17 protein-coding genes are annotated in these 23,431 nt (G+C 73.7%); 12 read left to right on the top strand and 5 right to left on the bottom strand.

Features of this window, described 5'->3' with window-relative positions; genetic code table 11:
- From ABZ497_RS28845 to ABZ497_RS28830, 4 genes are all read left to right on the top strand, one after another.
- On the top strand, positions 1 to 831 hold the full coding sequence (locus ABZ497_RS28845) for a putative RNA methyltransferase (protein WP_359809383.1): 831 nt from the start codon (positions 1 to 3) through the stop codon (positions 829 to 831).
- Between the two features lie 279 nt (positions 832 to 1,110).
- Entirely contained in the window at positions 1,111 to 2,427 is a 1,317-nt protein-coding gene (locus ABZ497_RS28840) for an ATP-binding protein (protein ID WP_359809381.1), read from the top strand.
- Between the two features lie 10 nt (positions 2,428 to 2,437).
- Positions 2,438 to 2,818, top strand: a complete 381-nt coding sequence (locus ABZ497_RS28835) for a nucleotide pyrophosphohydrolase (RefSeq protein ID WP_359809380.1) — start codon at positions 2,438 to 2,440, stop codon at positions 2,816 to 2,818.
- 336 nt (positions 2,819 to 3,154) lie between these two features.
- Entirely contained in the window at positions 3,155 to 3,826 is a 672-nt protein-coding gene (locus ABZ497_RS28830) for a DUF6099 family protein (RefSeq protein ID WP_359809378.1), read from the top strand.
- On the opposite strand, the gene ABZ497_RS28825 is transcribed toward ABZ497_RS28830, so the two are convergent.
- Together ABZ497_RS28825 and dapD are read right to left on the bottom strand one after the other, a co-directional pair.
- Positions 3,772 to 4,020, bottom strand: coding sequence for a hypothetical protein (locus ABZ497_RS28825; RefSeq protein ID WP_329487658.1), 249 nt, complete (start codon positions 4,018 to 4,020; stop codon positions 3,772 to 3,774). The two genes, ABZ497_RS28830 and ABZ497_RS28825, sit on opposite strands and share 55 nt — an antisense overlap.
- A gap of 553 nt (positions 4,021 to 4,573) precedes the next feature.
- Positions 4,574 to 5,572 (bottom strand): 2,3,4,5-tetrahydropyridine-2,6-dicarboxylate N-succinyltransferase, encoded by a 999-nt coding sequence (gene dapD / locus ABZ497_RS28820; protein ID WP_359809376.1) that lies wholly within the window; start codon positions 5,570 to 5,572, stop codon positions 4,574 to 4,576.
- A 270-nt stretch (positions 5,573 to 5,842) separates the two neighbouring features.
- Between dapD and ABZ497_RS28815 the strand changes: the two genes are divergently transcribed.
- The 3 genes from ABZ497_RS28815 (at position 5,843) to argF (ending at position 11,495) form a co-directional block, all read left to right on the top strand.
- On the top strand, positions 5,843 to 7,507 hold the full coding sequence (locus tag ABZ497_RS28815; RefSeq protein ID WP_359809374.1) for a 3' terminal RNA ribose 2'-O-methyltransferase Hen1: 1,665 nt from the start codon (positions 5,843 to 5,845) through the stop codon (positions 7,505 to 7,507).
- Positions 7,504 to 10,179, top strand: coding sequence for a polynucleotide kinase-phosphatase (locus ABZ497_RS28810; protein WP_359809372.1), 2,676 nt, complete (start codon positions 7,504 to 7,506; stop codon positions 10,177 to 10,179). Before ABZ497_RS28815 ends, ABZ497_RS28810 begins: the two co-directional genes overlap by 4 nt.
- Before the next feature lie 314 nt (positions 10,180 to 10,493).
- A complete protein-coding gene (gene argF, locus ABZ497_RS28805) occupies positions 10,494 to 11,495 on the top strand; it encodes an ornithine carbamoyltransferase (protein ID WP_359809370.1) in 1,002 nt (333 codons plus the stop codon).
- A gap of 27 nt (positions 11,496 to 11,522) precedes the next feature.
- Here argF and ABZ497_RS28800 read toward each other — a convergent pair whose 3' ends face one another.
- On the bottom strand, positions 11,523 to 12,239 hold the full coding sequence (locus tag ABZ497_RS28800; protein ID WP_359809368.1) for a superoxide dismutase: 717 nt from the start codon (positions 12,237 to 12,239) through the stop codon (positions 11,523 to 11,525).
- A gap of 415 nt (positions 12,240 to 12,654) precedes the next feature.
- Here ABZ497_RS28800 and acnA point away from each other — a divergent pair, with 415 nt between their 5' ends.
- A complete protein-coding gene (gene acnA, locus ABZ497_RS28795; protein WP_359809366.1) occupies positions 12,655 to 15,315 on the top strand; it encodes an aconitate hydratase AcnA in 2,661 nt (886 codons plus the stop codon).
- Positions 15,316 to 15,500: 185 nt separating this feature from the next.
- Positions 15,501 to 16,808, top strand: a complete 1,308-nt coding sequence (locus ABZ497_RS28790; protein WP_359809364.1) for a glycoside hydrolase family 18 protein — start codon at positions 15,501 to 15,503, stop codon at positions 16,806 to 16,808.
- Between the two features lie 142 nt (positions 16,809 to 16,950).
- Here ABZ497_RS28790 and pepN read toward each other — a convergent pair whose 3' ends face one another.
- Positions 16,951 to 19,524, bottom strand: coding sequence for an aminopeptidase N (pepN, locus tag ABZ497_RS28785; protein WP_359809362.1), 2,574 nt, complete (start codon positions 19,522 to 19,524; stop codon positions 16,951 to 16,953).
- Positions 19,525 to 19,810: 286 nt separating this feature from the next.
- Here pepN and ABZ497_RS28780 point away from each other — a divergent pair, with 286 nt between their 5' ends.
- Positions 19,811 to 20,377, top strand: a complete 567-nt coding sequence (locus ABZ497_RS28780; RefSeq protein ID WP_329492099.1) for a disulfide bond formation protein DsbA — start codon at positions 19,811 to 19,813, stop codon at positions 20,375 to 20,377.
- 103 nt (positions 20,378 to 20,480) lie between these two features.
- Here the strand turns inward: ABZ497_RS28780 and ABZ497_RS28775 are convergent, their stop codons facing one another.
- Entirely contained in the window at positions 20,481 to 21,896 is a 1,416-nt protein-coding gene (locus tag ABZ497_RS28775; protein WP_359809360.1) for an amino acid permease, read from the bottom strand.
- A gap of 293 nt (positions 21,897 to 22,189) precedes the next feature.
- Here ABZ497_RS28775 and ABZ497_RS28770 point away from each other — a divergent pair, with 293 nt between their 5' ends.
- Both ABZ497_RS28770 and ABZ497_RS28765 read left to right on the top strand, forming a co-directional pair.
- Positions 22,190 to 22,804: a biotin transporter BioY gene (locus tag ABZ497_RS28770; RefSeq protein ID WP_329487648.1), complete on the top strand. Its 615-nt coding sequence runs from the start codon at positions 22,190 to 22,192 to the stop codon at positions 22,802 to 22,804.
- Between the two features lie 87 nt (positions 22,805 to 22,891).
- Positions 22,892 to 23,377 carry a ribose-5-phosphate isomerase gene (locus ABZ497_RS28765; RefSeq protein ID WP_329487647.1) on the top strand — a complete coding sequence of 162 codons (486 nt, stop codon included), beginning with the start codon at positions 22,892 to 22,894 and terminating at the stop codon, positions 23,375 to 23,377.
- Positions 23,378 to 23,431 lie beyond the last annotated feature (54 nt).

Here is a 23,431-nt window from a genome sequence, read left to right as displayed (position 1 = left end):
TTGCTGCAGGACATCCAGCCCTACCTGGCCTGCCCGCACTGCGCGCAGGCCCTCACCCCCGACGGACGCGTACTGCGCTGCCCGACCGGGCACAGTTTCGACGTCGCCAAGCAGGGCTACGTCAGCCTGCTCGCCGGTGACGCGCACACCGGCACCGGTGACACCGCCGACATGGTCGCCGCCCGCAGCGACTTCCTCGCCGCCGGCCACTACCGCCCGATCGCCGACGCACTCGCCGAAGCCGCCGCCGCCGTCGCGCCGGACGGCCTGGTCGCCGACCTCGGCGCCGGCACCGGCCACTACCTCGCCCACGTCCTGGACGCCCTGCCCGACCGGCCCGGCGCCGCCCTCGACATCTCCAAGTACGCGCTGCGCCGGGCCGCCAGGGCCCACCCCCGGATCGGTGCCGTGGTCTGCGACGCCTGGCGGCCGCTGCCGCTGCTGGACGGCGCCGCCGGGCTCGTCCTCAATGTCTTCGCGCCGCGCAACGGCCCCGAGATCCGTCGTGTGCTGCGCCCCGGCGCCACCCTGCTGCTGGTCTCGCCGACGCCGCGCCATCTGCGCGAACTCGTCGGCGCGCTCGGGCTGCTCTCGGTCGACGAGGAGAAGCAGCGCCGGATCGACGAGAAGCTCGGCCCCCATCTGACACCGGCCGGGCGCCAGGAGGTCGAGTTCGGGCTGCGGCTGTCCGCCGCCGACGTCCGCACGGTCGTCGGCATGGGGCCGAGCGCCTGGCACACCGACCGGGAGCGGCTGGCCGCCCGGCTCGCCGACCTGCCGGACCCGGTCGAGGTCACCGCCTCCGTGACGGTCGCCGCCTACCGGCGCTGAGCGGGTGGGGCGGGGAGCCGGGGGTGCCGGGGGAGCCGGAGGTGCCGGGGTGCTCGGCGGTGCGGGGGCCGTAGTCCCGGGTCGGTACACGGCATAGCCCCTGGTCAGGCTGCGGCCGCCTCGTTGGGATGAAGGTGCCTCATTGGGATGAATCTGCCGGGCAGGCACGTTTCTGCCACCCGAGCGGGGGCTAACGTCCGACGGGTGAACCGCGACGCCACCCGGCCCGCAGTGCCGGCCCACCCCCATCAGCGGACCCCGGACCCAGGCCCGCCGCCCGTGCAGCGCCCCACCGTCGAGGAGATCCGGCTCACCTCGTTCAAGTCCTACCGGCGCGCGGTCCTGCCGCTCGCGCCCCTCACCGTGCTGTACGGGCCCGCCGGCGTCGGCAAGTCCAACGCCCTCGACGCCCTCGCCGTCCTCTCCCGGCTCGCCCTCGGCGAGGAGATCGCCGACTCCCTCGACGGCCTGCCCGGCCGCGGCGGCCCCCTCGGCACGGCCATCCGCGGCGGCCTCGACGGCTGCGTCCCGCACGGCCGCGACGCCGTCATCCTGGGCTGCACCGTCCGCTCGGACCAGGGGTCGATCCGGCTGGAGCTGGTCATCCGCACCGACGGCCCGGTCCGGATCGCCCGCGAGCAGCTCACCCTCGACGGCCGGACCCTCGTCGAGACCGGTGAGCAGGACCTCCGCCGCCACCGCGTCAACGTCGGCTGGCACAACGACACCCGGCAGGGCGACATCCACGCCCCCTTCCCGAACACCACCCTGATCACCGCCCAGATCCCGCTGCGGGTCGCCGGGTCCTCGCCCGGCGAACGGACGGTGCTGGCCGCCACCGAACAGGTGCTCACCGCCCTGCGCGAGGTCTTCCCCGTCCACCCCGTGCCCGGGCTGATGCGCGACTGGGCCCGCCCCGACCCGCAGGCCCGCCTGCTCGGCAGCGCCGCCAACATCTCCGCCGTGATCGCCCGGCTCAGCAACGAATGCGCCCGCCGGTACGGCCAGCTGCTGCGCGTCGTCCAGTCCGCCGCCCCGCACCCGCTGCTCGGGATCGACCTCGCCCACCGCGGCGCCGGCGCCGACGAACGGGTCCTCGCCGTCTTCGACGAGGGCGTCCTCGGCCGCACCGGCGCCGACCAGGCCTCCGACGGCATGCTGCGCCACCTCGCGTTCGCCGCCGTGCTGCTCACCGGCGCCGGGGTGCTCGACCTCGACGTGGCCACCGAGGTGCCCTGGGCGCACCGGCAGCTCACCGTGCTCGCCGAGGACCTCGGGGCGGGGCTCGGCACCGAGCAGGCGGCCTCGTTGCTGCGGCTCGCCCGGGAGATGGCCGGCCGCAACCAGCTGCGGGTGCTGGCCGCGCTCCAGGAACCGGCCGCGGTGCGGGAGGCGTTCGGCGGGCCGGGCGAACTGCCGCCCGGAGTCGCCCTGGTGGAATGCCGGCGCGACCCCGGCTCCGGGCACACCGTGCTGCGCACGGAGACCGCGCGGGTACCGGCCCAGGCCGCGCGCGGGGAGGCGGCGGGGCCGGTTCCGGGAGCGCCGGGGGTGTCGGGCCACCGCGGCGGGCGGCCGCGGCCCGGGATGCGGTAGACCTGGACGGGTGAGCGAACGAGAGACGGAACCCGCCGGCCCCACCCTGGAGGGCCTGCGACAGCGGCTGACGGAGTTCGCCGCGGCGCGCAGCTGGGAGCCCTTCCACACGCCGAAGAACCTGGCCGCGGCGCTGACCGTGGAGGCCGGCGAGCTGCTGGAGATCTTCCAGTGGCTCACCCCCGAGCAGGCCGCCTCGGTGATGTCCGAGCCGGACACGGCGCACCGGGTGCGGGACGAGGTCGCCGACGTCCTCGCGTACCTGCTGCAGTTCTGCACGGTGGTGGGCGTGGACCCGCTGACCGCCCTGGCGGCCAAGATCGAGCGCAATGAGCTGCGCTTCCCGGCGCCGGGGTCCGGGACGGGACCGGGGGCGGGGTCCGCGCACTGAGGGTCGGTCCGGGCCGGGGGGCGGACCGTCGGGGCCGGGCCGTGGCCGGGTCGTGGGCGGGACCGTCGGGTTCCGGCTGTGGGCGGAACCGTCGGCCGGGCCCCGGCCGCGCCCCGTGCTGCGGTCGGCGTCAACCGGGTGTGGGCGAACAACCCCTGGGAGGGACAAGAGTTGTCCACAGCCCCGGGGTTGTCCACAGGTTCCGGGCAGGTGGCTGCGCCGATCCCTTCGACGCTGCACGCTTTCGCCGTGACCAGGTGTCCACCGGTCGTACGGGCCCTACGGGTCGTACAGCCGGGCGGGCACGGCGAGAACGGGTGGAAGGGGTGGCGGCCGATGGAGGCGCTGCGACTGATCAAGACGGCCCGGCACGCCCTGGCGGAGGCCAGGAACGTGTCCGACGTGCTGCTGGAGGCGCGGCAGGCCGCGCTGCTCACCGAGGCGGTGGGTGCCCGGCTGGCGGAGCTGGAGGATCCCGGACCGGACGACCTCGGGCTGGCGGGCCTCGGCCAGCAGCTGGCCGAGGCGGGTGCGCACGCGGCCGGCTGCCTGGACCAGTCCGCGGGCGACTCGTCCGCCCTGCTGGGCCTGGGCATCGGCGGCCGCGCCGGGCGGCTGACCGGGCTCGGTGAGATCGGCCCGGCCCTGGAGGGGCTGCTCGGGTTGCTCCAGGAGGTCGGCGAGACGCTGGTGGTGCTGGCCTGCGGGGCCGACACCGAGAGCCTCTACTGGACGTGCATCGACGGGGTCGACGCCGGCGCCGACTGCAAGGAGGTGGTGGGCCGGCTGCGGGAGGCCGTCCGACGGGCCGAGGGTGATCGGGAGACGACGGGCGACGAGGTCGATCCACCGCCGGTCCCGCTCCCGGCGGCCGGACAGGGGTCGCCGTTACTGGTGCTCCGGCTCGGCCCGCCGGGTGACGGCGAGCCGGGACAGGAGGCTCCGCGGCCGGACTACCGGGTGCCGGGCCCGGCGGGTGCGCCGGAGGTGTCCGTGCCGGTGGGGTAGCCGCTCGGGGAGGTGCGCCGGGCGCCCGACGACTGCAGGTCGGCGAGGTCCGCGGTGACCGAGGCGAGCAGCTCCTGCATCTGCTCCAGCAGGCTCTTCGGGGTGGCGGCGCCGGTCGGCCGTGCGGCGGCCGACCCGGACGGGTCGCTCGGGGACTGTGGCGCGGCAGGTGCCTCGGACCAGGGTTCGGACATGAGGGGACCTCTTCGGATCGGTGGTGCGGCGTCAGGCGGGCGGCGGCGGGCCGGCCGGTGGCGCGGGGTGGCCCGCCGCCTCGTCGACGGCTCCGACGCCCCGCCCCAGCAACCAACGAATCTCCGCGCGGCCGGGTCACCGGGCACCACCCGATGCGGTCCAACTCCCGTCGACCGTAAGCCTCCCGGGTGAGCCCGGGTTGCCGCCGGTGAGCCGCCTCGGCTAGGCACCGGGCAGGTGGGCAGGTGGGCAGGTGGGCAGGTGGGCAGGTGGGCAGGTGGGCAGGCGGGCACGCGGGCACGCGGCTGGGCTGAGTGGGGCCAGTGCGGCCGGTGTCGGCACGGCCGTGCCCGTGCCCGGACCCGGCGACCGTCCGGCTCGTCGTCCGGGCTGTCACCGGCCCGGACGACGAGTGCCTCAGGAGGGGAGCGGTGGGAGGGGTGGGGGTGGGCCCCGAAGACGGGCAGACGCCACCCCGGGCAACCGCCCCGGAAAGCCGAAGCCCCGGCGCCGCCGAAGCGGCGCCGGGGCCCGAGACCTCGAAGGAGGCGATCAGTTGTGCGCGTGCAGCTCGGCGTTCAGACCGCCCCAGGAGCCGGCGCGGGCGATGACCTCGACCGCACCGGTCTGCGAGTTGCGGCGGAAGAGGAGGTTGTCCTGGCCGGACAGCTCCACCGCCTTCGCCACCTTGCCGTCCGGGGTGGTCACCCGGGTGCCGGCGGTGACGTACAGACCGGCCTCGACCACGCAGTCGTTGCCGAGCGAGATGCCGATACCGGCGTTGGCGCCGAGCAGGCAGCGCTCGCCGACCGAGACGACCTGCTTGCCGCCGCCCGACAGGGTGCCCATGATCGAGGAGCCGCCGCCGATGTCGCTGTGGTCGCCGACCACGACGCCCGCGCTGATCCGGCCCTCGACCATGGAGGTGCCCAGGGTGCCGGCGTTGAAGTTGACGAAGCCCTCGTGCATCACGGTGGTGCCGGCGGCCAGGTGCGCGCCGAGCCGGACACGGTCCGCGTGCGCGATCCGCACCCCGGAGGGGGCGACGTAGTCGGTCATCCGCGGGAACTTGTCGATCCCGTACACGGCGAGCTGGCCGCCCTGGGCGCGGACCGCCAGCCGGGCCTGCTCGACCTTGTCCACCTGCACCGGGCCGATGCTGGTCCAGGCCACGTTGGCGAGCAGCCCGAACAGGCCGTCCAGGCTCTGGCCGTGCGGCTTCACCAGACGGTGGCTCAGCAGGTGCAGGCGCAGGTAGGCGTCGTGCGCGTCGATCGGCTTCTCGTCGAGCGAGGCGATCGTGGTGCGCACCGCGACCACCTCGACGCCGCGGCGCGCGTCGGCGCGCAGTGCTTCGGCGGCGCCGGCGCCCAGCTCGGTCTCGGCCTGCTCGGCGGTCAGGCGGACGGTGCCGGCCGGGCCGGGCTCGGCGGCCAGGGCGGGGGCGGGGTACCAGGTGTCGAGGACGGTGCCGTCGGCGGCGATGGTGGCCAGACCGGCGGCGACGGCGCCGCTTGCGAGGGAGGTGGATTCAGCAGTCACATCGTGCACGTTAACGAATGCGGGCCGTCGGTGCCGAACACGCTCACCGTGCGGACGGGGCCGCAGGGCGCTCCTGGCCGCGGTACGGCAGGGTCCGGAGCCGTCGCGGAAGGCCCCGGAAGCGCCGTGCGCGATGTCCCCGGCGGGCCGTCGCGGGGCCTCCCCGGGAGACCACGCCACGCCCGGGCGCGCGGAACCCGGTGCCCGGCGCGCAAAACCCGGTGCCCGGCGCGCAAAACCCGGTGCTCGGCGGGCGGGAGCTGGGCAATACTCGGGCCGGTGTTCATGTCGATCTCCACCACCGGTACTGCCGAGAGCCCGGCCACCGACCTCGGCTTCCTGCTGCACAAACACCCCGGCAAGGTCCAGCGGTTCGGGACGTCGCACGGCGAGGCCCACGTCTTCTACCCGGAGGCGGGCGACGAGCTCTGCACGGCCGCGCTGCTGCTCGACATCGACCCGATCGCACTGGTCCGCCGTGGCCGGGGCAAGGGGCGGGGCGGCTCGCCGGACTTCGCGCTCGCGCAGTACGTCAACGACCGCCCCTACGCCGCGTCCTCGCTGCTCGCGGTGGCCCTGCGGACGGTGTTCCGTTCGGCGATGAAGGGTGTCTGCGAGGCCCGCCCCGGGCTGGCCGAGCGTCCCCGCCCGCTGCGGATCGCGCTGCCCGCCGTGCCCGCCAACGGTTCGGGCGAGGGCGGCGGCCCGGCCATGGTGGCCCGGCTCTTCGAGCCGCTGGGCTGGCAGGTCGAGGCGGTGGCGATCCCGCTGGACGAGGAGTTCCCTGAGTGGGGCGAGTCGCGCTACGTGCGGGTCGAGCTGTCCTGCGCGGCCGTCCGCCTCGCGGACGCGCTCCAGCAGCTCTACGTCCTGCTGCCGGTGCTCGACGGTGCCAAGCACTACTGGGTCGCCCCGGACGAGGTCGACAAGCTGCTCGCCGCCGGCGAGGGCTGGCTGGCCGACCACCCGGAGCGGGCCCTGATCGCCCGTCGGTACCTCTCCCGGCGCTGGTCGCTCACCCGGACCGCGATGGAACGCCTGGAGCTGGCCCGGCTCGCCGAGGCCGACGACCGCGAGGTCGAGGAGATCGACAACGCGGTGGACGACACCGACGGCTCCGAGCCCGGCGCCGCGCACCCCGTAGGCGCCGAGCCGGCCGAGCCCGCCGAGCCCACCGAGGCGGCGGCGCCGGGGGCCGCGCCGAAGCAGCCCCCGCTCGCCGAGCAGCGCCGGACGGCGATCCTGGCCGCCCTGCGCGAGGTCGGGGCGGCCCGGGTGGCCGACCTCGGCTGCGGGCAGGGCGAGCTGATCGGCGCCCTGCTCAAGGACGCCCGGATCACCGAGGTGCTCGGGGTCGACGTGTCCGCGCGGGCGCTGGCAGCGGCGGCCCGCAAGCTGCGGCTGGAGCGGATGCCGGAGCGTCAGGCGGCCCGGGTCAAGCTGGTCCAGGGCGCGCTGACGTACACGGACGCGCGGCTGAAGGGCTTCGACGCGGCCGTGCTCTGCGAGGTGATCGAGCACCTGGACGTGCCCCGGCTGCCCGCCCTGGAGTACGCGGTGCTCGGGGCGGCCCGCCCGTCGGCGGTCGTCGTCACCACGCCGAACGCCGAGTACAACGTCCGCTGGGAGAGTCTGCCGGCCGGCCACGTCCGGCACGCCGACCACCGCTTCGAGTGGGACCGCGCGCAGTTCCGTGCCTGGGCCGAGCGGGTGGCGCGGACGTACGGCTACACCGTCGTGATCCGCCCGGTCGGGCCGGAGGACCCCGAGGTGGGGCCGCCGACCCAGCTCGCGCTGTTCCGCGTCGGCGCCCCGGCCGAGCCCACGGTCCCCACGGCCGGCTCCACCGTCTCCACCGACCCGGCGGCCGCCGGTGGCGGCACCGTCGCCGCCGGCACCACCGCACCCGTCCGCACGACGCCCGAAGGGGGCGAGCCCCGATGACGACCGACGACGACGCACAGTCCCCGAACCCCACCGGGCCCACGCCCACCACCGCGGAGACCCCCGGCGCCCCCGGCACCCGCACCCCCGGCACCCCCGGGGCGCGCCGCCTCCCGGTCACCGACGTCTCCCTCGTCGTCCTGATCGGCACCAGCGGCGCGGGCAAGTCCAGCTTCGCCCGCAAGCACTTCCTGCCCACCCAGGTGATCTCCTCCGACTTCTGCCGCGGCCTGGTGGCCGACGACGAGAACGACCAGTCCGCCTCCGCCGAGGCCTTCGACGTGCTGCACTACATCGTCGGCAAGCGCCTCGCGGCCGGCCGGCTGACCGTCGTGGACGCCACCAACGTCCAGTCGGAGGCCCGCAAGCAGCTGATCCGGATCGCCCGCGACCACGACGTGCTGCCGATCGCGATCGTGCTGGACGTCCCCCCGGCCGTCTGCGCCGAGCGCAACCGCTCCCGCCCGGACCGCCAGCTGCCCGCGCACGTGGTCCCGCGCCAGCACCGCGAACTGCGCCGTTCGGTGCGGGGCCTGGAGCGCGAGGGCTTCCGCAAGGTGCACGTCCTGCGCGGCGAGGCCGAGGTCGAGGCCGCCGAGATCGTGCCCGAGAAGCGCTTCAACGACCTGCGCCACCTCACCGGTCCGTTCGACATCGTCGGGGACATCCACGGCTGCCGCTCCGAGCTGGAGACGCTGCTCATCCGCCTCGGCTACGCCGTCGCGCGGGACGACGCCGGCCGCGCGGTGGACGCCGTCCACCCCGAGGGCCGCACCGCCGTCTTCGTCGGCGACCTCGTCGACCGCGGCCCGGACACGCCGGGCGTGCTGCGCCTGGTGATGGGCATGGTCGCGGCCGGGCACGCGGTCTGCGTCCCGGGCAACCACGAGAACAAGCTCGGCCGGGCCATGGACGGCAAGAGGGTCACCGTCTCGCACGGCCTCCAGGAGTCGCTGGACCAGCTGGCGGGGGAGTCGGAGGAGTTCCGCGCCGAGGTCCGGGCATTCATGCGCGGCCTGGTCAGCCACTACCTGCTGGACGGCGGCGCCCTGGTGGTCTGCCACGCCGGCCTGCCGGAGAAGTACCACGGCCGGGCCTCCGGCCGGGTGCGCTCGCACGCGCTCTACGGGGACACCACCGGCGAGACCGACGAGTACGGCCTGCCGGTGCGCTACCCGTGGGCGGAGGAGTACCGGGGCAGGGCCCTGGTGGTCTACGGCCACACGCCGGTGCCGGTGGCGAGCTTCCTCAACAACACCATCTGCCTGGACACCGGCTGCGTCTTCGGCGGCAGCCTGACCGCGCTGCGCTACCCGGAGCGCGAGCTGGTGAGCGTCGAGGCGGAGCAGGAGTGGTACGCGCCGGTCCGGCCGATGATCACGGACGCGCCCGGCTCGCGCGAGGGCCGCCCGCTGGACCTCGCGGACGTGGCCGGCCGCCGGGTGGTCGAGACCGCGCTGCACGGCCGGATCGCCGTCCGGGAGGAGAACGCGGCGGCCGCGCTGGAGGTGATGAGCCGCTTCGCGATCGACCCCCGGCTGCTCGCCTACCTGCCGCCGACCATGGCCCCGAGCGCGACCTCGCGCCGCCCCGGCTACCTCGAACACCCGGAGGAGGCCTTCCTCGCCTACCGCGAGGACGGCGTCCGGCAGGTGATCTGCGAGGAGAAGCACATGGGCTCCCGCGCGGTCGTGCTGGTGGCCCGGGACGACACGGCGCTGGAGAAGCGGTTCGGGCTGGCCGGCCCGGGGGCGATCTGGACCCGGACCGGCAGGGCGTTCCTCGGCGACGACGGCCTGACCGCCGCCGTCCTGGGCCGGCTGCGGGCCGCGGCCGAGAGCTCCGGGCTCTTCGACCGGCTGGGCACCGGCTGGCTGCTGCTGGACACCGAGCTGATGCCGTGGTCCCTCAAGGCCACCGAGCTGCTGCGCCGCCAGTACGCGGCGGTCGGCGCGGCGGCGCGCGCGGCGCTGCCGCAGGTGCTCACCGCGCTGGACCAGGCGGCCGGCCGCGGGCTCGACCTCTCCGCGCTGACGGCCCGCCAGCGGCAGCGCGCCGCCGACGCGCGGGCCTTCACCGAGGCGTACCGGCGGTACTGCTGGCCGACCGAGGGCCTGTCCGGCATCCGGCTGGCGCCGTTCCAGGTGCTGGCCGCCGAGGGGGCGAACCTCGCGGTGCGCCCGCACGACGAGCACCTCGCCTGGATCGACGGCCTGGTCGACGCCGACCGCGCGGCCGAGCCGGACGCCCCGGTCCTGCACCGGACGGCCCGGCTGCTGGTGGACACCGGTGACGAGGCGTCCGTCGCCGCGGCCGTCGCCTGGTGGGAGGAGCTCACCGGGGCGGGCGGCGAGGGCATGGTGGTCAAGCCGCTGGTCTCGCCGGCCCGGGGCAGGGCCGGGGAGGGCCGCCCGGGCGGGCTGGTCCAGCCCGGGGTCAAGGTCCGCGGCCGCGAGTACCTGCGGATCATCTACGGGCCCGACTACACCGAGTACCTGGACCAGCTGCGGCAGCGCTTCCTCGGGCACAAGCGCTCGCTGGCGCTGCGCGAGTACGCGCTGGGCCTGGAGGCACTGGACCGGCTGGCGGCGGGCGAGCCGCTCTGGCGGGTGCACGAGCCGGTGTTCGCCGTCCTCGCGCTGGAGTCCGAGCCGGTCGACCCCCGGCTGTAGGGCGGGACCGCGGCGGCCGGCCTGCGCCGCCCGCCGCGCCCGGTCCACCCGCCGGCGGGCCCCGTCCAGGAGCCGCGTCACCGGGCGGGCCGGGCCCCCGCGGGCACCCCGCGGTGCCCGGCCCGCCCCGCGCCCGGTACCGTCGCCCGTCCCGGCGGGCCCGGCCGCGCCCCGGTTCGCCCGGTTCGCCCGAGCGGCCCGGGGGTGCCGAAGCCCCGGTCGGCCGGACTGCCGCGAAGGCGTTGCATACAAATTCCAAGTATCGTATACAATTGCCGCTTCGCCGTTCGTCCACGTCACCCCAGGAGCCCGGCATGGCCTTCAACCTCCGGAACAGGCACTTCCTCAAGGAGCTCGACTTCACTCCCCAGGAGTTCCGTTACCTGGTGGACCTCGCCGCTCAGCTCAAGGCGGCGAAGTACGCGGGCACCGAGCGGCCCCGGCTGCGGGGCAAGAACATCGCGCTGATCTTCGAGAAGACCTCCACCCGGACGCGCTGCGCGTTCGAGGTCGCCGCCCACGACCAGGGCGCCACCACCACGTACCTGGACCCGTCCGGCTCGCAGATCGGCCACAAGGAGTCGATCAAGGACACCGCGCGGGTGCTCGGCCGGATGTTCGACGGCATCGAGTACCGGGGCCACGGCCAGGAGGTCGTCGAGGAGCTGGCCGCCCACGCGGGCGTCCCGGTCTGGAACGGTCTGACCGACGAGTGGCACCCCACCCAGCTGCTCGCCGACGTGCTGACCATCCAGGAGCACACCGCCAAGCCGCTGCCCGAGGTGACCCTCGCCTACCTCGGCGACGCCCGCTCCAACATGGGCAACTCGCTGCTGGTCACCGGCGCGCTACTCGGCATGGACGTCAGGATCGTCGCGCCCCGGGCGCTGTGGCCCACCGAGGACGTCCGCAAGGCGGCCGAGGTGCTCGCCGGGTCGACCGGCGCCCGGATCACCCTCACCGAGGACGTCGCCGCCGGGGTGGCCAGCGCCGACTTCCTCTACACCGACGTCTGGGTCTCGATGGGCGAGCCCAAGGAGGTCTGGGCCGAGCGGATCGAGCTGCTCAGGCCCTACCAGGTGTCGATGGAGACCGTCCGGGCCACCGGCAACCCGGCCGTGAAGTTCCTGCACTGCCTGCCCGCCTTCCACGACCTGGGCACCGTGGTCGCGCGGCAGCTGCACGAGCTGACCGGGATGGCCGAGCTGGAGTGCACCGACGAGCTGTTCGAGTCGGATCACTCCATCGTCTTCGACCAGGCGGAGAACCGCCTGCACACCATCAAGGCCGTCCTGGTCGCCACCCTCGGGTCGTAGGGATCGCCGGACGGGCCCTGGCGGCGGTCAGAGCTTCAGCTTGACGCAGGCGGCCCGGTCGCCCGCGGCATGCGGTCCGGCCGGGGTGCCCGCGTGCAGGACCAGCGAGCGCGCCCCGCCCGGCCGGGGGTGCCAGGCCACCGAGCCGGCCGCCGAGCCGGCGCCCCGGCCGTCGGTGCGCAGCGTCAGCCGCAGCTCGTTGCGGTCGTTGGCGTAGGCGGGGTCGGTGGACGGCTGCACCGGGTCCACCGCGTGCTGGTAGTGCGGGCCGGAGGCGGCCGGGTCGGCCCCGCAGGAATCGGTGTGCAGGTGCGCCGGGAACTCGTGGTCCGGAGCGAGCCCGGACACCGTCATGGTCAGCAGGGTCTGCCCCGGCACCGAGCGGTCCACCACCACGCGGACGTGCGAGCCGTACGGCACCAGGTCGGCGGCGTGGCTGATCGCGGTCGGCGGGACGAAGGCGGACGCCGGGTCGAAGTCCGCCTCGATCACCGAGACCACCCGGGCCCCGGCGCCATCGGCGTCAGCGGCTTCACCGGAGGTCCCGGCGCCGCCGGACCCCTCGGAGAGCGGGGACGCCGGCGCGGCCTGGGCGGCCCGGGCGGGGGGAGCGGTCGCGGCGGTGGCGGCGGGCGCCAGCAGGGCGAGCGGGAGCAGGGCGGCGGCGATCGGACTGGGCATCGGCGGGCCTTCCGGGGAGCGGGCGAGCGGTACGGCGACGCCGTGCTCAACGGCGGTCGCCACCGAACGGACACCCCCGGCACGCGCCCGGTCTCCCCGGGCCGCCCGCACACCGGCTCGCCCGCCCCCCTGCGCCCGCCCCCTGCGCCCGGTCCCCGCGCCGCCGCCGCCTCGCCTGGGCCCACTCCCCACCCCGCGAACACCGCTGGACGCCCGGCCTTGGGGGCCCCGTCACGAGGGGTTCGGGAGAGATGTGCCGGGCGCGGGCAGCGTGGAGGTGGTGCCGACGTGGCGGACGCGCCGCCATGCACTATGGTTTATCTCGACATCGAGATAACTGCCCATTACTCTATATCTCGACATCAAGATACTTGCCGAGAGGCGCTCACCGGCGGTGCGGGCAAGGGCAGCCTAAGTAAGGCTGACCTTACCACCGTGGCGGCCGGATACCGCACGAAGCACCTAGAAGGAGTCAGTCGTGTCCGCGAACAGCTTCGACGCCCGCAGCTCGCTGCAGGTGGGCGACGAGTCGTACGAGATCTTCAAGCTCTCCGCCGTCGAGGGTTCCGAGCGGCTGCCCTACAGCCTCAAGGTGCTGCTGGAGAACCTGCTCCGCACGGAGGACGGCGCGAACATCACCGCCGACCACATCCGCGCGCTCGGCAACTGGGACGCCGACGCCCAGCCGAGCCAGGAGATCCAGTTCACTCCGGCCCGAGTGATCATGCAGGACTTCACCGGCGTGCCGTGCGTGGTCGACCTCGCCACCATGCGTGAGGCCGTCAAGGAGCTGGGCGGCGACCCGGCCAAGATCAACCCGCTGGCCCCGGCCGAGCTGGTCATCGACCACTCCGTCATCGCCGACAAGTTCGGCACCCCGGACGCCTTCGTCCAGAACGTCGAGATCGAGTACGGCCGCAACAAGGAGCGCTACCAGTTCCTGCGCTGGGGCCAGACCGCGTTCGACGAGTTCAAGGTCGTCCCGCCCGGCACCGGCATCGTCCACCAGGTGAACATCGAGCACCTGGCCCGCACCGTCATGGTCCGGGGCGGCCAGGCCTACCCCGACACCTGCGTCGGCACCGACTCGCACACCACCATGGTCAACGGCCTGGGCGTGCTGGGCTGGGGCGTCGGCGGCATCGAGGCCGAGGCCGCGATGCTCGGCCAGCCGGTCTCCATGCTGATCCCGCGCGTGGTCGGCTTCAAGCTCAACGGCCAGCTGCCGGCCGGCACCACCGCCACCGACCTGGTGCTCACCATCACCGAGATGCTGCGCAAGCACGGTGTGGTCGGCAAGTTCGTCGAGTTCTACGGCGAGGGCGTCACCGCGATCCCGCTGGCCAACCGCGCCACCATCGGCAACATGTCGCCGGAGTTCGGCTCGACCTGCGCGATCTTCCCGATCGACGCCGAGACCATCAACTACCTCAAGCTCACCGGCCGCAGCGAGCAGCAGCTCGCCCTGGTCGAGGCGTACGCCAAGGAGCAGGGCCTCTGGCACGACCCGTCGGTCGAGCCGGTCTACTCCGAGTACCTGGAGCTGGACGTCTCCACCGTCGTCCCGTCGATCTCCGGCCCGAAGCGCCCGCAGGACCGCGTGATCCTGGCCGAGGCCGCCGACAAGTTCGCCGAGGCGCTGCCGACCTACTCGGCCGAGGCCTCGAAGCCGACCGCGGTGACCGCCCCCGACGGTTCGACCTACGAGATCGACAACGGCGCGGTCGTGATCGCCTCGATCACCTCCTGCACCAACACCTCCAACCCCTCCGTCATGCTGGGCGCCGCCCTGCTCGCGAAGAAGGCCGTGGAGCGTGGCCTGACGGTCAAGCCGTGGGTCAAGACCACCCTGGCCCCCGGGTCCAAGGTCGTCATGGACTACTACGAGAAGGCCGGCCTGCTCCCGTACATGGAGAAGCTGGGCTTCAACCTGGTCGGCTACGGCTGCGTCACCTGCATCGGCAACTCGGGCCCGCTGCCCGAGGAGGTCTCGGCCGCGGTCAACGAGTCCGACCTGGCCGTCGTCTCGGTGCTCTCCGGCAACCGCAACTTCGAGGGCCGGATCAACCCCGACGTCAAGATGAACTACCTGGCCTCCCCGCCGCTGGTGGTCGCGTACGCCCTCGCGGGCAACATGAACGTCGACATCACCCGCGACGCGCTGGGCCAGGACGCCGACGGCAACGACGTCTTCCTCGCCGACATCTGGCCGTCGGAGCAGGAGGTCGCCGACACCGTCGCCGGCTCCATCGACGAGGCCATGTTCGACAAGGGCTACCAGGACGTCTTCGCCGGTGACCACCGCTGGCAGTCGCTCCCGGTCCCGACCGGCAACACCTTCGAGTGGGACGCCGAGTCCACCTACGTCCGCAAGCCCCCGTACTTCGAGGGCATGGCCAAGACCCCGAGCCCGGTGACCGACATCGCCGGCGCCCGCGTCCTGGCCAAGCTGGGCGACTCGGTCACCACCGACCACATCTCCCCGGCCGGCAACATCAAGCCGGGCACCCCGGCGGCGCAGTACCTGACCGCCAACGGTGTGGAGAAGCGCGACTTCAACTCGTACGGCTCGCGCCGCGGCAACCACGAGGTGATGATCCGCGGCACCTTCGCCAACATCCGCCTGCGCAACCAGATCGCGCCGGGCACCGAGGGCGGCTACACCCGCGACTTCACCCAGGCCGACGCGCCGGTGTCGTTCATCTACGACGCCTCGCAGAACTACCAGGCCGCCGGCATCCCGCTGGTCGTCCTGGCCGGCAAGGAGTACGGCTCGGGCTCGTCCCGTGACTGGGCCGCCAAGGGCACCGCGCTGCTGGGTGTGAAGGCCGTCATCGCCGAGTCCTACGAGCGCATCCACCGCTCCAACCTGATCGGCATGGGCGTCCTGCCGCTGCAGTTCCCGGAGGGCCAGAACGCCGAGTCCCTCGGTCTGACCGGCGAGGAGACCTTCTCCTTCACCGGCGTGACCGAGCTCAACGAGGGCCGCACCCCGGCCACCGTCAAGGTCAAGGCCGTCGGCGCGGACGGGAGCAGCAAGGAGTTCGACGCGGTCGTGCGCATCGACACCCCCGGCGAGGCGGACTACTACCGCAACGGCGGCATCCTGCAGTACGTGCTGCGCAGCCTGATCGGCTGAGCACCGCACGGGCGGCGGGGCTGAACGAGGAAGAACGGCTCCGCCGGTAAAGAGGCAGTCAAGAGGCCGGATCGCGTCAACGCGGTCCGGCCTCTTGTATGTCCGGCCCGAATGGACTAAACCTCTGTTTCAGCTTGGTCCAGACCATTTGACGCTGAATCAGAGAAAGCCGCAGGTCTTCTCCCATGCGCATGATCAGTCGCACCGCCGCCCTCATCGCCGCCGCCACGGTGGCCGCCGCCCTCGCGGCCCCCACGGCCCAGGCCCACGACCGTGACCACGGCCCGAAGCTGAAGGGGCAGCGGGTCGGCTACTTCACCCAGTGGGGCGCCGACAGCTCCGCGAAGCGGGTGCAGGAGTCCGGTCAGGCCGAGAAGCTCACCGTCATCAACTACGCCTTCGGCAACGTCTCCGCCGAGGGCACCTGCTTCGAGTCCAACGAGGCCGGCCAAGGCGACGCCCTGAACGACTACCAGCGCCCCTTCTCCGCCGCCGACTCGGTGGACGGCGTCGCCGACCGCCCGGGCCAGAAGCTCAAGGGCCACTTCAACCAGCTGCGCAAGCTCAAGGCCGAGAGCCCGCAGCTCAAGACGGTGATCTCGCTCGGCGGGTGGAGCTGGTCCAAGTACTTCTCGGACGCCGCCGCCACCGAGGAGTCCCGCCGGAAGTTCGTCTCCTCCTGCGTCGACCTGTACATCAAGGGCAACCTGCCCCAGCTCGGCACCGCCGAGGGCGGCAAGGGCGCCGCGGCCGGCGTCTTCGACGGCATCGACCTCGACTGGGAGTACCCGGGCGGCGGCGGTGACGCCGGCAACGTGGTGCGCCCCGAGGACGGCCGCAACTTCACCCTGCTGGTGCAGGAGTTCCGTCGCCAGCTGGACCAGCTCAGCGGCCGCAGGGGGCCGCACTACCTGCTGACCGCGGCGGTGGCCGCCAACGAGACCGTCGCCGCCCGGCTGGACCTGCCGGCGCTCTCGCGCTCGATGGACTGGCTCAACCTGATGACCTACGACCTGCACGGCCCGTGGGAGGGCACCGGCCCGGCCGCCCACCACGCCAACCTGTACTCCGACCCCAAGGACCCGTCGCCGCTGCAGCGCAGTGCGGACAAGGCGGTCGACTACTACACCCAGCACGGCCTGCCGGGCTCCCAGACCGTGCTCGGCGTGCCGTTCTACGCCCACGGCTGGACCGGGGTGGCGGCCGGCAAGCAGGGCGGCCTGTACCAGCCGGCCACCGCGGCCACCGCCGACTTCACCTACAACGAGGTCTCCCGGCTGCCCGGCAAGGTCTACACCGACCGTGACCACGGCGCGTCCTGGAAGTACGACGGCACCAACTTCTACAGCTACGACAACGCCGAGGTGCTCACCCAGAAGGCCCGCTACACCCGGTGGAACGACCTGGCCGGGGTGATGGTCTGGTCGCTGGACGGCGACGACGCCGACGGCAGCGCGCTCGCCGCCCTGGACCGCGGCCTCCAGCGCGGCTGACCGCTCCCGACGCGGAGCCCCTGCCCGCCGGCCTCCGACGCGGAACCCCCGACGCGGAACCCCCGTGCACCGGCCCCCCGACGCGGGAGCCCCCGCCGCGCGCACGCGCGGCGGGGGCTCCCGGGGGACGGACCGCCGTGCCTCAGACGCTGTCGCAGGCCCGCGCCCGCAGGGCCCGGGCCAGGTCGTCCCGGCGCTCCAGCACCAGCCGGCGCAGCGCCGGCGCCGCCTCCGGGTGGCCGGCCAGCCAGGCGTCCGCCTCGGCCAGCGTCTCCTCGCCGACCTGGGCGTGCGGGAAGAAGCCGCCGACGATCCGCATCGCGATCTCGATGGTCCGCTCCGACCAGATCCGCTCCAGCAGCTTGAAGTACGGCGCCGCGTAGAGCGCGGTCAGGTCGCGGTGCGCGGGCAGCGCGAAGCCGGCGATGTTGGCCTCGACCAGCGCGTTGGGCAGCTCCTCCGAGTCGATCACGGCGGACCAGGCGGCGGCCTTGGCCTCCGGGGTCGGCCGGGCGGCCAGGCACTGGGTGTACTGGCGCTTGCCGCTCGCGGTGTTGTCGGCCGCCAGCTCCCCGGCCAGCTCCTCGTCCGAGGCCTGGCCGGCCGCGGCCAGCGCCAGCCAGAGCGCCCAGCGCAGCTCCTGGTCGACGTCCAGGCCGTCGATCCGGGCGGTGCCGGCCAGCAGGCCGCGGACCAGGCCCAGGTGCTCGGAGCCGTTCGCGGTCTGCGCCAGGAAGCGGGCCCAGGCCAGCTGGTGGTCGCTGCCGGGGGCGGCGGCGCGCAGCTCGCGCAGCGCGCCGTCGGCCAGCAGCCGGCCGCCCTCGCCGCGCCAGGCCGGGTCGGCGTAGAGGTCGACGGCGCCCTTGGCCTGGAGGTGCAGCGACTGCAGCACGCCGATGTTGGCCTCCCGCCCGGCGAAGCGAAGTACCAGGGCGATGTAGTCGCGGGCCGGCATCAGGCCGTCCCGGGTCAGGTTCCACACGGCGGACCAGGCGAGCGCCCGGGCCAGGTCGTCGTCGAGGTCGCCGAGGCCGGTGCGCAGCGTCTCCAGCGACTCGGCGTCGAAGCGGATCTTGCAGTAGGTCAGGTCGTCGTCGTTCAGCAGCACCAGGGCGGGCCGGGGCCGGCCGGCGGCCTCGGTGACGACGGTGCGGGCGCCGGTGACGTCCAGCTCGATCCGGTCGGTGCGCACCAGCGCGCCCTCGGCGTCCCGGTCGTAGAGGCCGACGGCGATCCGGTGCGGGCGCAGGGTGCTGCCGTTGCCGGCGTCCTGGAGGACGGCGAGCTCGGTGATCCGGCCCTCGGCGTCCACGGTGAGCTGCGGGGTCAGCGAGTTGACGCCGGCGGTCTGCAGCCAGGCGGCGGCCCAGGACTTGAGGTCGCGGCCGCTGGTCTCCTCCAGGATGTCCAGCAGGTCGGCGAGTTCGGTGTTGCCGAAGGCGTGCCGCTTGAAGTAGCGGCGGGCGCCCTCGAAGAAGGCCTCCGAACCGACGTACGCCACCAGCTGCTTGAGCACCGAGGCGCCCTTGGCGTAGGTGATGCCGTCGAAGTTGAGCTTGGCGTCCTCCAGGTCCCGGATGTCCGCGGTGATCGGGTGCGTGGTCGGGAACTGGTCCTGGCGGTAGGCCCAGGCCTTGCGCTGGTTGGCGAAGGTGATCCAGGCGGAGGAGTACCGGGTGCGGGCGCCGATCAGCGCGTAGGAGCCCATGAAGTCGGCGAAGGACTCCTTCAGCCACAGGTCGTCCCACCAGCGCATGGTGACCAGGTCGCCGAACCACATGTGCGCCATCTCGTGCAGGATGACGTTGGCCCGGCCCTCGTAGGCGGCGTCGGTGACCTTCGAGCGGAAGATGAACTCCTCGCGGAAGGTGACGCAGCCCGGGTTCTCCATCGCGCCGATGTTGTACTCGGGGACGAAGGACTGGTCGTACTTGCCGAAGGGGTACGGGTAGTCGAACTCCTCGTGGAAGAAGTCGAGTCCGAGCTTGGTGACGCCGAGGATCTCGTCGGAGTCGAAGTAGGGCGCGAGCGACTTGCGGCACAGCGCGGCGAGCGGGATCTCCAGGGCGGTGCCGTCGGCCAGCGTGCGGCTGTAGTGGTCGGTGGCCACGTGGTACGGGCCGGCGACGACGGCGGTGAGGTAGGTGGAGATCGGCTGCGTCGGCGCGAACCGCCAGGTGCGGGCGGCGCCGTCGTCGGTCACCTGCTCGTGCACGGCGTTGGACCGGACGTCCCAGGCGGCGGGCGCGGTGACGGTGAAGGAGAACGGGGCCTTCAGGTCGGGCTGCTCGAAGGTGGCGAACACCCGGCGGGCGTCGGCCGGCTCGTAGTGGGTGTAGAGGTAGGTCTCGCCGTCCACCGGGTCGGTGAAGCGGTGCAGGCCCTCGCCGGTGCGGCTGTACGCGCAGTCGGCGTCCACCACCAGGAGGTTCTCCGCGGTGAGGCCGTCGACGTGCACCCGGGCGCCGTCGAAGGCGGTGGCCGGGTCGAGCGCGCGGCCGTTCAGGGTGACCGCACGGACGGCGCTCGCCAGCAGGTCGAGGAAGGTCGAGGCGCCCGGCTCGTCGCACCGGAAGGCGATCGTGGTGGTGGAGCGGAAGGTGGCGGCCGCCGGCTCGGGGGCCGAGGTCACGTCCAGCCGGACCTGGTAGCTGTCCACGGCCAGGATGCTGGCCCGCTGCTGGGCTTCGTCGCGGCTCAGGTTCTTGCCCGGCACGGCGGTACTCCTTTGTCCGGCTCGCACGGTGGTGCGGTCTCAACTGGTGCGGTGGGTGCTGCGCGTCGTGGTGCTGCGGGGCATCCTTTCACGCCGCCCGCGCCGGTACCATTGCACAAACCGGGGCGCCGGTACGGAATCAGCGGCGCCGCGCGGGCGTTCGGGATCGGGTGGGCCCCGTGCCGGGGACCGCCCCGCATCTCACCGAAGGACGACAGCCGTGACGACTGCCGCTGAGCGCAAGACCGCCGACTTCTGGTTCGACCCGGCCTGCCCGTGGGCCTGGATGACGTCCCGCTGGCTGATCGAGGTCCAGCAGCTGCGCCCGGTGGACGTGAACTGGCACGTGATGAGCCTGTCCGTGCTGAACGAGCACCGTGACCTCCCGCAGGACTACCGCGAGCTGCTGGACAGCGCCTGGGGTCCGGTCCGGGTCTGCATCGCCGCCGCCCAGCAGCACGGCGACGAGGTGCTCGGCCGGCTCTACACCGAGCTGGGCACCCGCTTCCACAACCAGGGCCTGCCCCGGACCCGCGAGACCGTCGAGGCGGCGCTGGTCGCGGCGGGCCTGCCGGCCGGGCTGGCGGACGCCGCCGACACGGACGCGTACGACGAGGCCCTGCGCGCCTCGCACAAGGAGGGCATCACCCTGGTCGGCGAGGACGTCGGTACCCCGGTGATCGCGGTCGAGGGCGCGGACGGCGAGCGGGTGGCCTTCTTCGGCCCGGTGGTCACCCCGGCCCCGCGCGGCGAGGCCGCCGCCCGGCTCTGGGACGGCACCCTGCTGGTCGCGTCGACCCCGGGCTTCTACGAGATCAAGCGCACCCGCACCGCGGGTCCGTCCTTCGAGTAGCGGACGGCCCGCCCGCACCGGCGGGCGCCACGCGCGAGGGCCCGGTACCGCCGAGGAGCGGTACCGGGCCCTCGCGCGCGCGGCGGGACCTGTCGGACAAGCCCTAGCGGGCCGCTGCGGCGTCCCGGCGCTGCTTGAGCAGGCCGGCCCCGATCAGCAGTGCGACGAGCACGCCGGCCGCGTACAGCTGCTGCCGGTTGCCCTCGGTGGTGGTCATCAGCGCCAGGATGCCGACCACGGCGGCCATCGCCACCCAGGTCAGGTACGGGAAGCCCCACATCCGGACGGTGAGCAGCTCGGGCGCCTCGCGCTCCAGCCGGCGGCGCATCCGCAGCTGGACGACGCAGATGAAGAACCAGACCACCAGGATGGCGACGCCGGTGGTGTTCATCAGCCAGGTGAAGACGGTGTCGGGCCAGAACTTGGAGGCCAGCACGGCGCCGAAGCCGAACAGGCAGGAGGCGACCACGGCCAGTCGCGGCACCCCGCCGCTGACCCTGGCCAGCGCCTTCGGGCCCTGGCCGCGGGAGACCAGCGAGTACGCCATCCGGGAGGAGCCGTAGATGTTGGCGTTCATCGCGGAGAGCAGGGCGATCAGCACCACGGCCTCCATGATGGTGCCGGCGCCGGGCACGCCCAGGTGCTGCAGGACGGTCACGTAGGGGCCGTTCTCGACGACCGACGGGTCCTTCCAGGAGACCAGCGTGACGACCAGGGCCATCGAGCCGATGTAGAAGATCGCGATGCGCCAGACCGCCGTGCGCACCGCGTTGGCGACGTTGCGCTTGGGGTCGTCGGACTCGGCGGCGGCGATGGTGACGGTCTCCAGGCCTCCGTAGGCGAAGACCGAGGCGAGCAGGCCGACGATCAGGCCGCTGACGCCGGTGGGCAGGAAGCCGCCCTGGCCGGTGAGGTTCGTGGCGCCGGGAGCGCCGGGGCCGAGCACCCCGGTGACGCCCAGCGTGCCGATCACCAGGAAGGCGACGATCGCGGCGACCTTGATGGTGGCGAACCAGAACTCGAACTCGCCGAAGTTCTTCACCGCGGTGAGGTTGCTGGCGCAGAAGAAGACCATGAAGAGGCCGACCCAGACCCAGGCGGAGACGCCGGGGACCCAGCCGTTGACGATCTTGCCGGCGGCGGTGGCCTCGGCCGCGACGCCGCAGCAGAGCATCACCCAGTACATCCAGCCGGCGGTGATCCCGGCCCACGGGCCGATCTCCTTCTCGGCGTGCACCGAGAACGAGCCGGAGGCCGGGCGGGCCGCCGACATCTCGCCGAGCATCCGCATGATCAGCATGACCAGCAGGCCGGAGAGGGTGAACGCCAGGATGATGGCGGGTCCGGCCGCCGCGATGCCCGCCCCGGAACCGACGAAGAGGCCGGCGCCGATGACGCCGCCGAGCGCGATCATCGAGAGGTGGCGCTGCTTCAGACCGTGCGAGAGCTGCTGCCCGCCGGCCGGTGCTTCGGCGGTGGAGGTCGTCCCGGGCGCCGTGGGCGCGGAGGTACGGGCCATGAGGTGGGAATCCAGACTGTTCGGAATGCGGTGCGAATTGCCCAATATCCGGGGGCACCGCTGTCCATGCCAAGAATGACGCGCCCGGGCTCACGATACGGACCGGATCGTGACGGTATTCGGCCGGATCGCTCACGGTCCGTGGCCGCGAGGGGGACGGATCCGACAATCACGGCTGCCGGGGCTTTGTCCGGTTCCCTGACGGTGCCGGCGGCGATCACCACGTAGGTTCACAGGTGTTCACTCACCTGATCATCCGATCGCCGACCGTCCCCGTGCGGAGGAAACCCCCGATGGCCACTGCCACCACCCCGACTGCCACCACGTCGATACTGAGCCGCGGCGTCCTCGCCGACCTGCTGCCCGCCGCGTCCGGCCGGTTCGGCGCCCAGGCCCGCGACCTCGTCCTGGTGACCGGCGGCGCCGCCCTCACCGGTCTGGCCGCCCAGTTCTCGGTGACCGTCCACGGCTCCCCGGTGCCGGTCACCGGCCAGACCTTCGCCGCGCTGCTGGTCGGCACCGCGCTCGGCGCCCGCCGCGGGATCGCCTCGCTCGGCCTCTACCTGCTGGCCGGCATGGCGGGCCTGCCCTGGTTCGCCGAGGGCGCCTCCGGCTGGTCGATCCCCACCCTCGGCTACATGATCGGCTTCGTCCTGGCCGCCGCCCTCACCGGCGCGCTGGCCCGCCGGGGCGCCGACCGCACCCCGCTGAACACCGCCGCCACGATGGCGCTCGGCACCCTCGCCATCTACGCCGTCGGCGTGCCGTACCTCGCCTTCTCGCTGGGTGTCCCGCTGTCCCGCGCCGCCGAGCTCGGCCTCTACCCGTACCTGGTCGGCGACGCGCTGAAGGCCGTCCTCGCGGCCGGCGTCCTGCCGCTCGCCTGGAAGCTGCTCGGCAGGCGCTGACCGGTCACCTCCCCGGCCGGGCGCCCCGCGGGCCCGCTCGGCCGCCCCCTGCGCGGCCCGGGTGCACGCACGTGCCACACTCATGGCATGCGCGTGTACCTGGGCTCGGACCATGCCGGATACGAACTGAAGAACCACCTCGTGGAGTGGCTCAAGGAGGCCGGCCACGAGCCGGTCGACTGCGGGCCGCACATCTACGACGCGGCCGACGACTACCCCCCGTTCTGCCTGCGCGCCGCCGAGCGCACCGCGGCGGACCCGGAGGCGCTGGGCGTCGTGATCGGCGGTTCGGGCAACGGCGAGGCGATCGCCGCCAACAAGGTCAAGGGCGTCCGCGCGGCGCTGGCCTGGAGCGAGCAGACCGCCTCGCTCGGCCGCGAGCACAACAACGCCAACGTGATCTCCGTCGGCGGCCGGATGCACACCCAGGAGGAGGCGACCCGCTTCGTCGAGGTCTTCCTCAACACCCCGTACAGCGGCGACGCCCGGCACACCCGCCGGATCACGATGCTGAGCGAGTACGAGGTCACCGGCGAGCTCCCGCCGATCCCGGCCCACCACCCGCAGGGCTGATCCACCCCGTCGACCACCTCCGCCGGCCGGCCGCGCTCCCCAGCGCGGCCGGCC

This window comes from Kitasatospora sp. NPDC005751, from assembly GCF_040630835.1.
Taxonomy (GTDB): Bacteria; Actinomycetota; Actinomycetes; order Streptomycetales; family Streptomycetaceae; genus Kitasatospora.
The sequence above is the reverse complement of the archived record's forward strand: the minus strand, read 5'-3'. Positions and strand labels throughout refer to the sequence as shown.

Excerpts from the sequence above, each read along its gene's own strand:
- ABZ497_RS28830 (WP_359809378.1), top strand. The coding sequence starts at position 3,155 with ATGGAGGCGCTGCGACTGATCAAGACGGCCCGGCACGCCCTGGCGGAG.
- ABZ497_RS28825 (WP_329487658.1), bottom strand. The coding sequence starts at position 4,020 with ATGTCCGAACCCTGGTCCGAGGCACCTGCCGCGCCACAGTCCCCGAGC.
- ABZ497_RS28810 (WP_359809372.1), top strand. The coding sequence starts at position 7,504 with ATGACGACCGACGACGACGCACAGTCCCCGAACCCCACCGGGCCCACG.
- argF (WP_359809370.1), top strand. The coding sequence starts at position 10,494 with ATGGCCTTCAACCTCCGGAACAGGCACTTCCTCAAGGAGCTCGACTTC.
- ABZ497_RS28790 (WP_359809364.1), top strand. The coding sequence starts at position 15,501 with ATGCGCATGATCAGTCGCACCGCCGCCCTCATCGCCGCCGCCACGGTG.
- ABZ497_RS28780 (WP_329492099.1), top strand. The coding sequence starts at position 19,811 with ATGACGTCCCGCTGGCTGATCGAGGTCCAGCAGCTGCGCCCGGTGGAC.
- ABZ497_RS28775 (WP_359809360.1), bottom strand. The coding sequence starts at position 21,896 with ATGGCCCGTACCTCCGCGCCCACGGCGCCCGGGACGACCTCCACCGCC.
- ABZ497_RS28770 (WP_329487648.1), top strand. The coding sequence starts at position 22,190 with ATGGCCACTGCCACCACCCCGACTGCCACCACGTCGATACTGAGCCGC.
- ABZ497_RS28765 (WP_329487647.1), top strand. The coding sequence starts at position 22,892 with ATGCGCGTGTACCTGGGCTCGGACCATGCCGGATACGAACTGAAGAAC.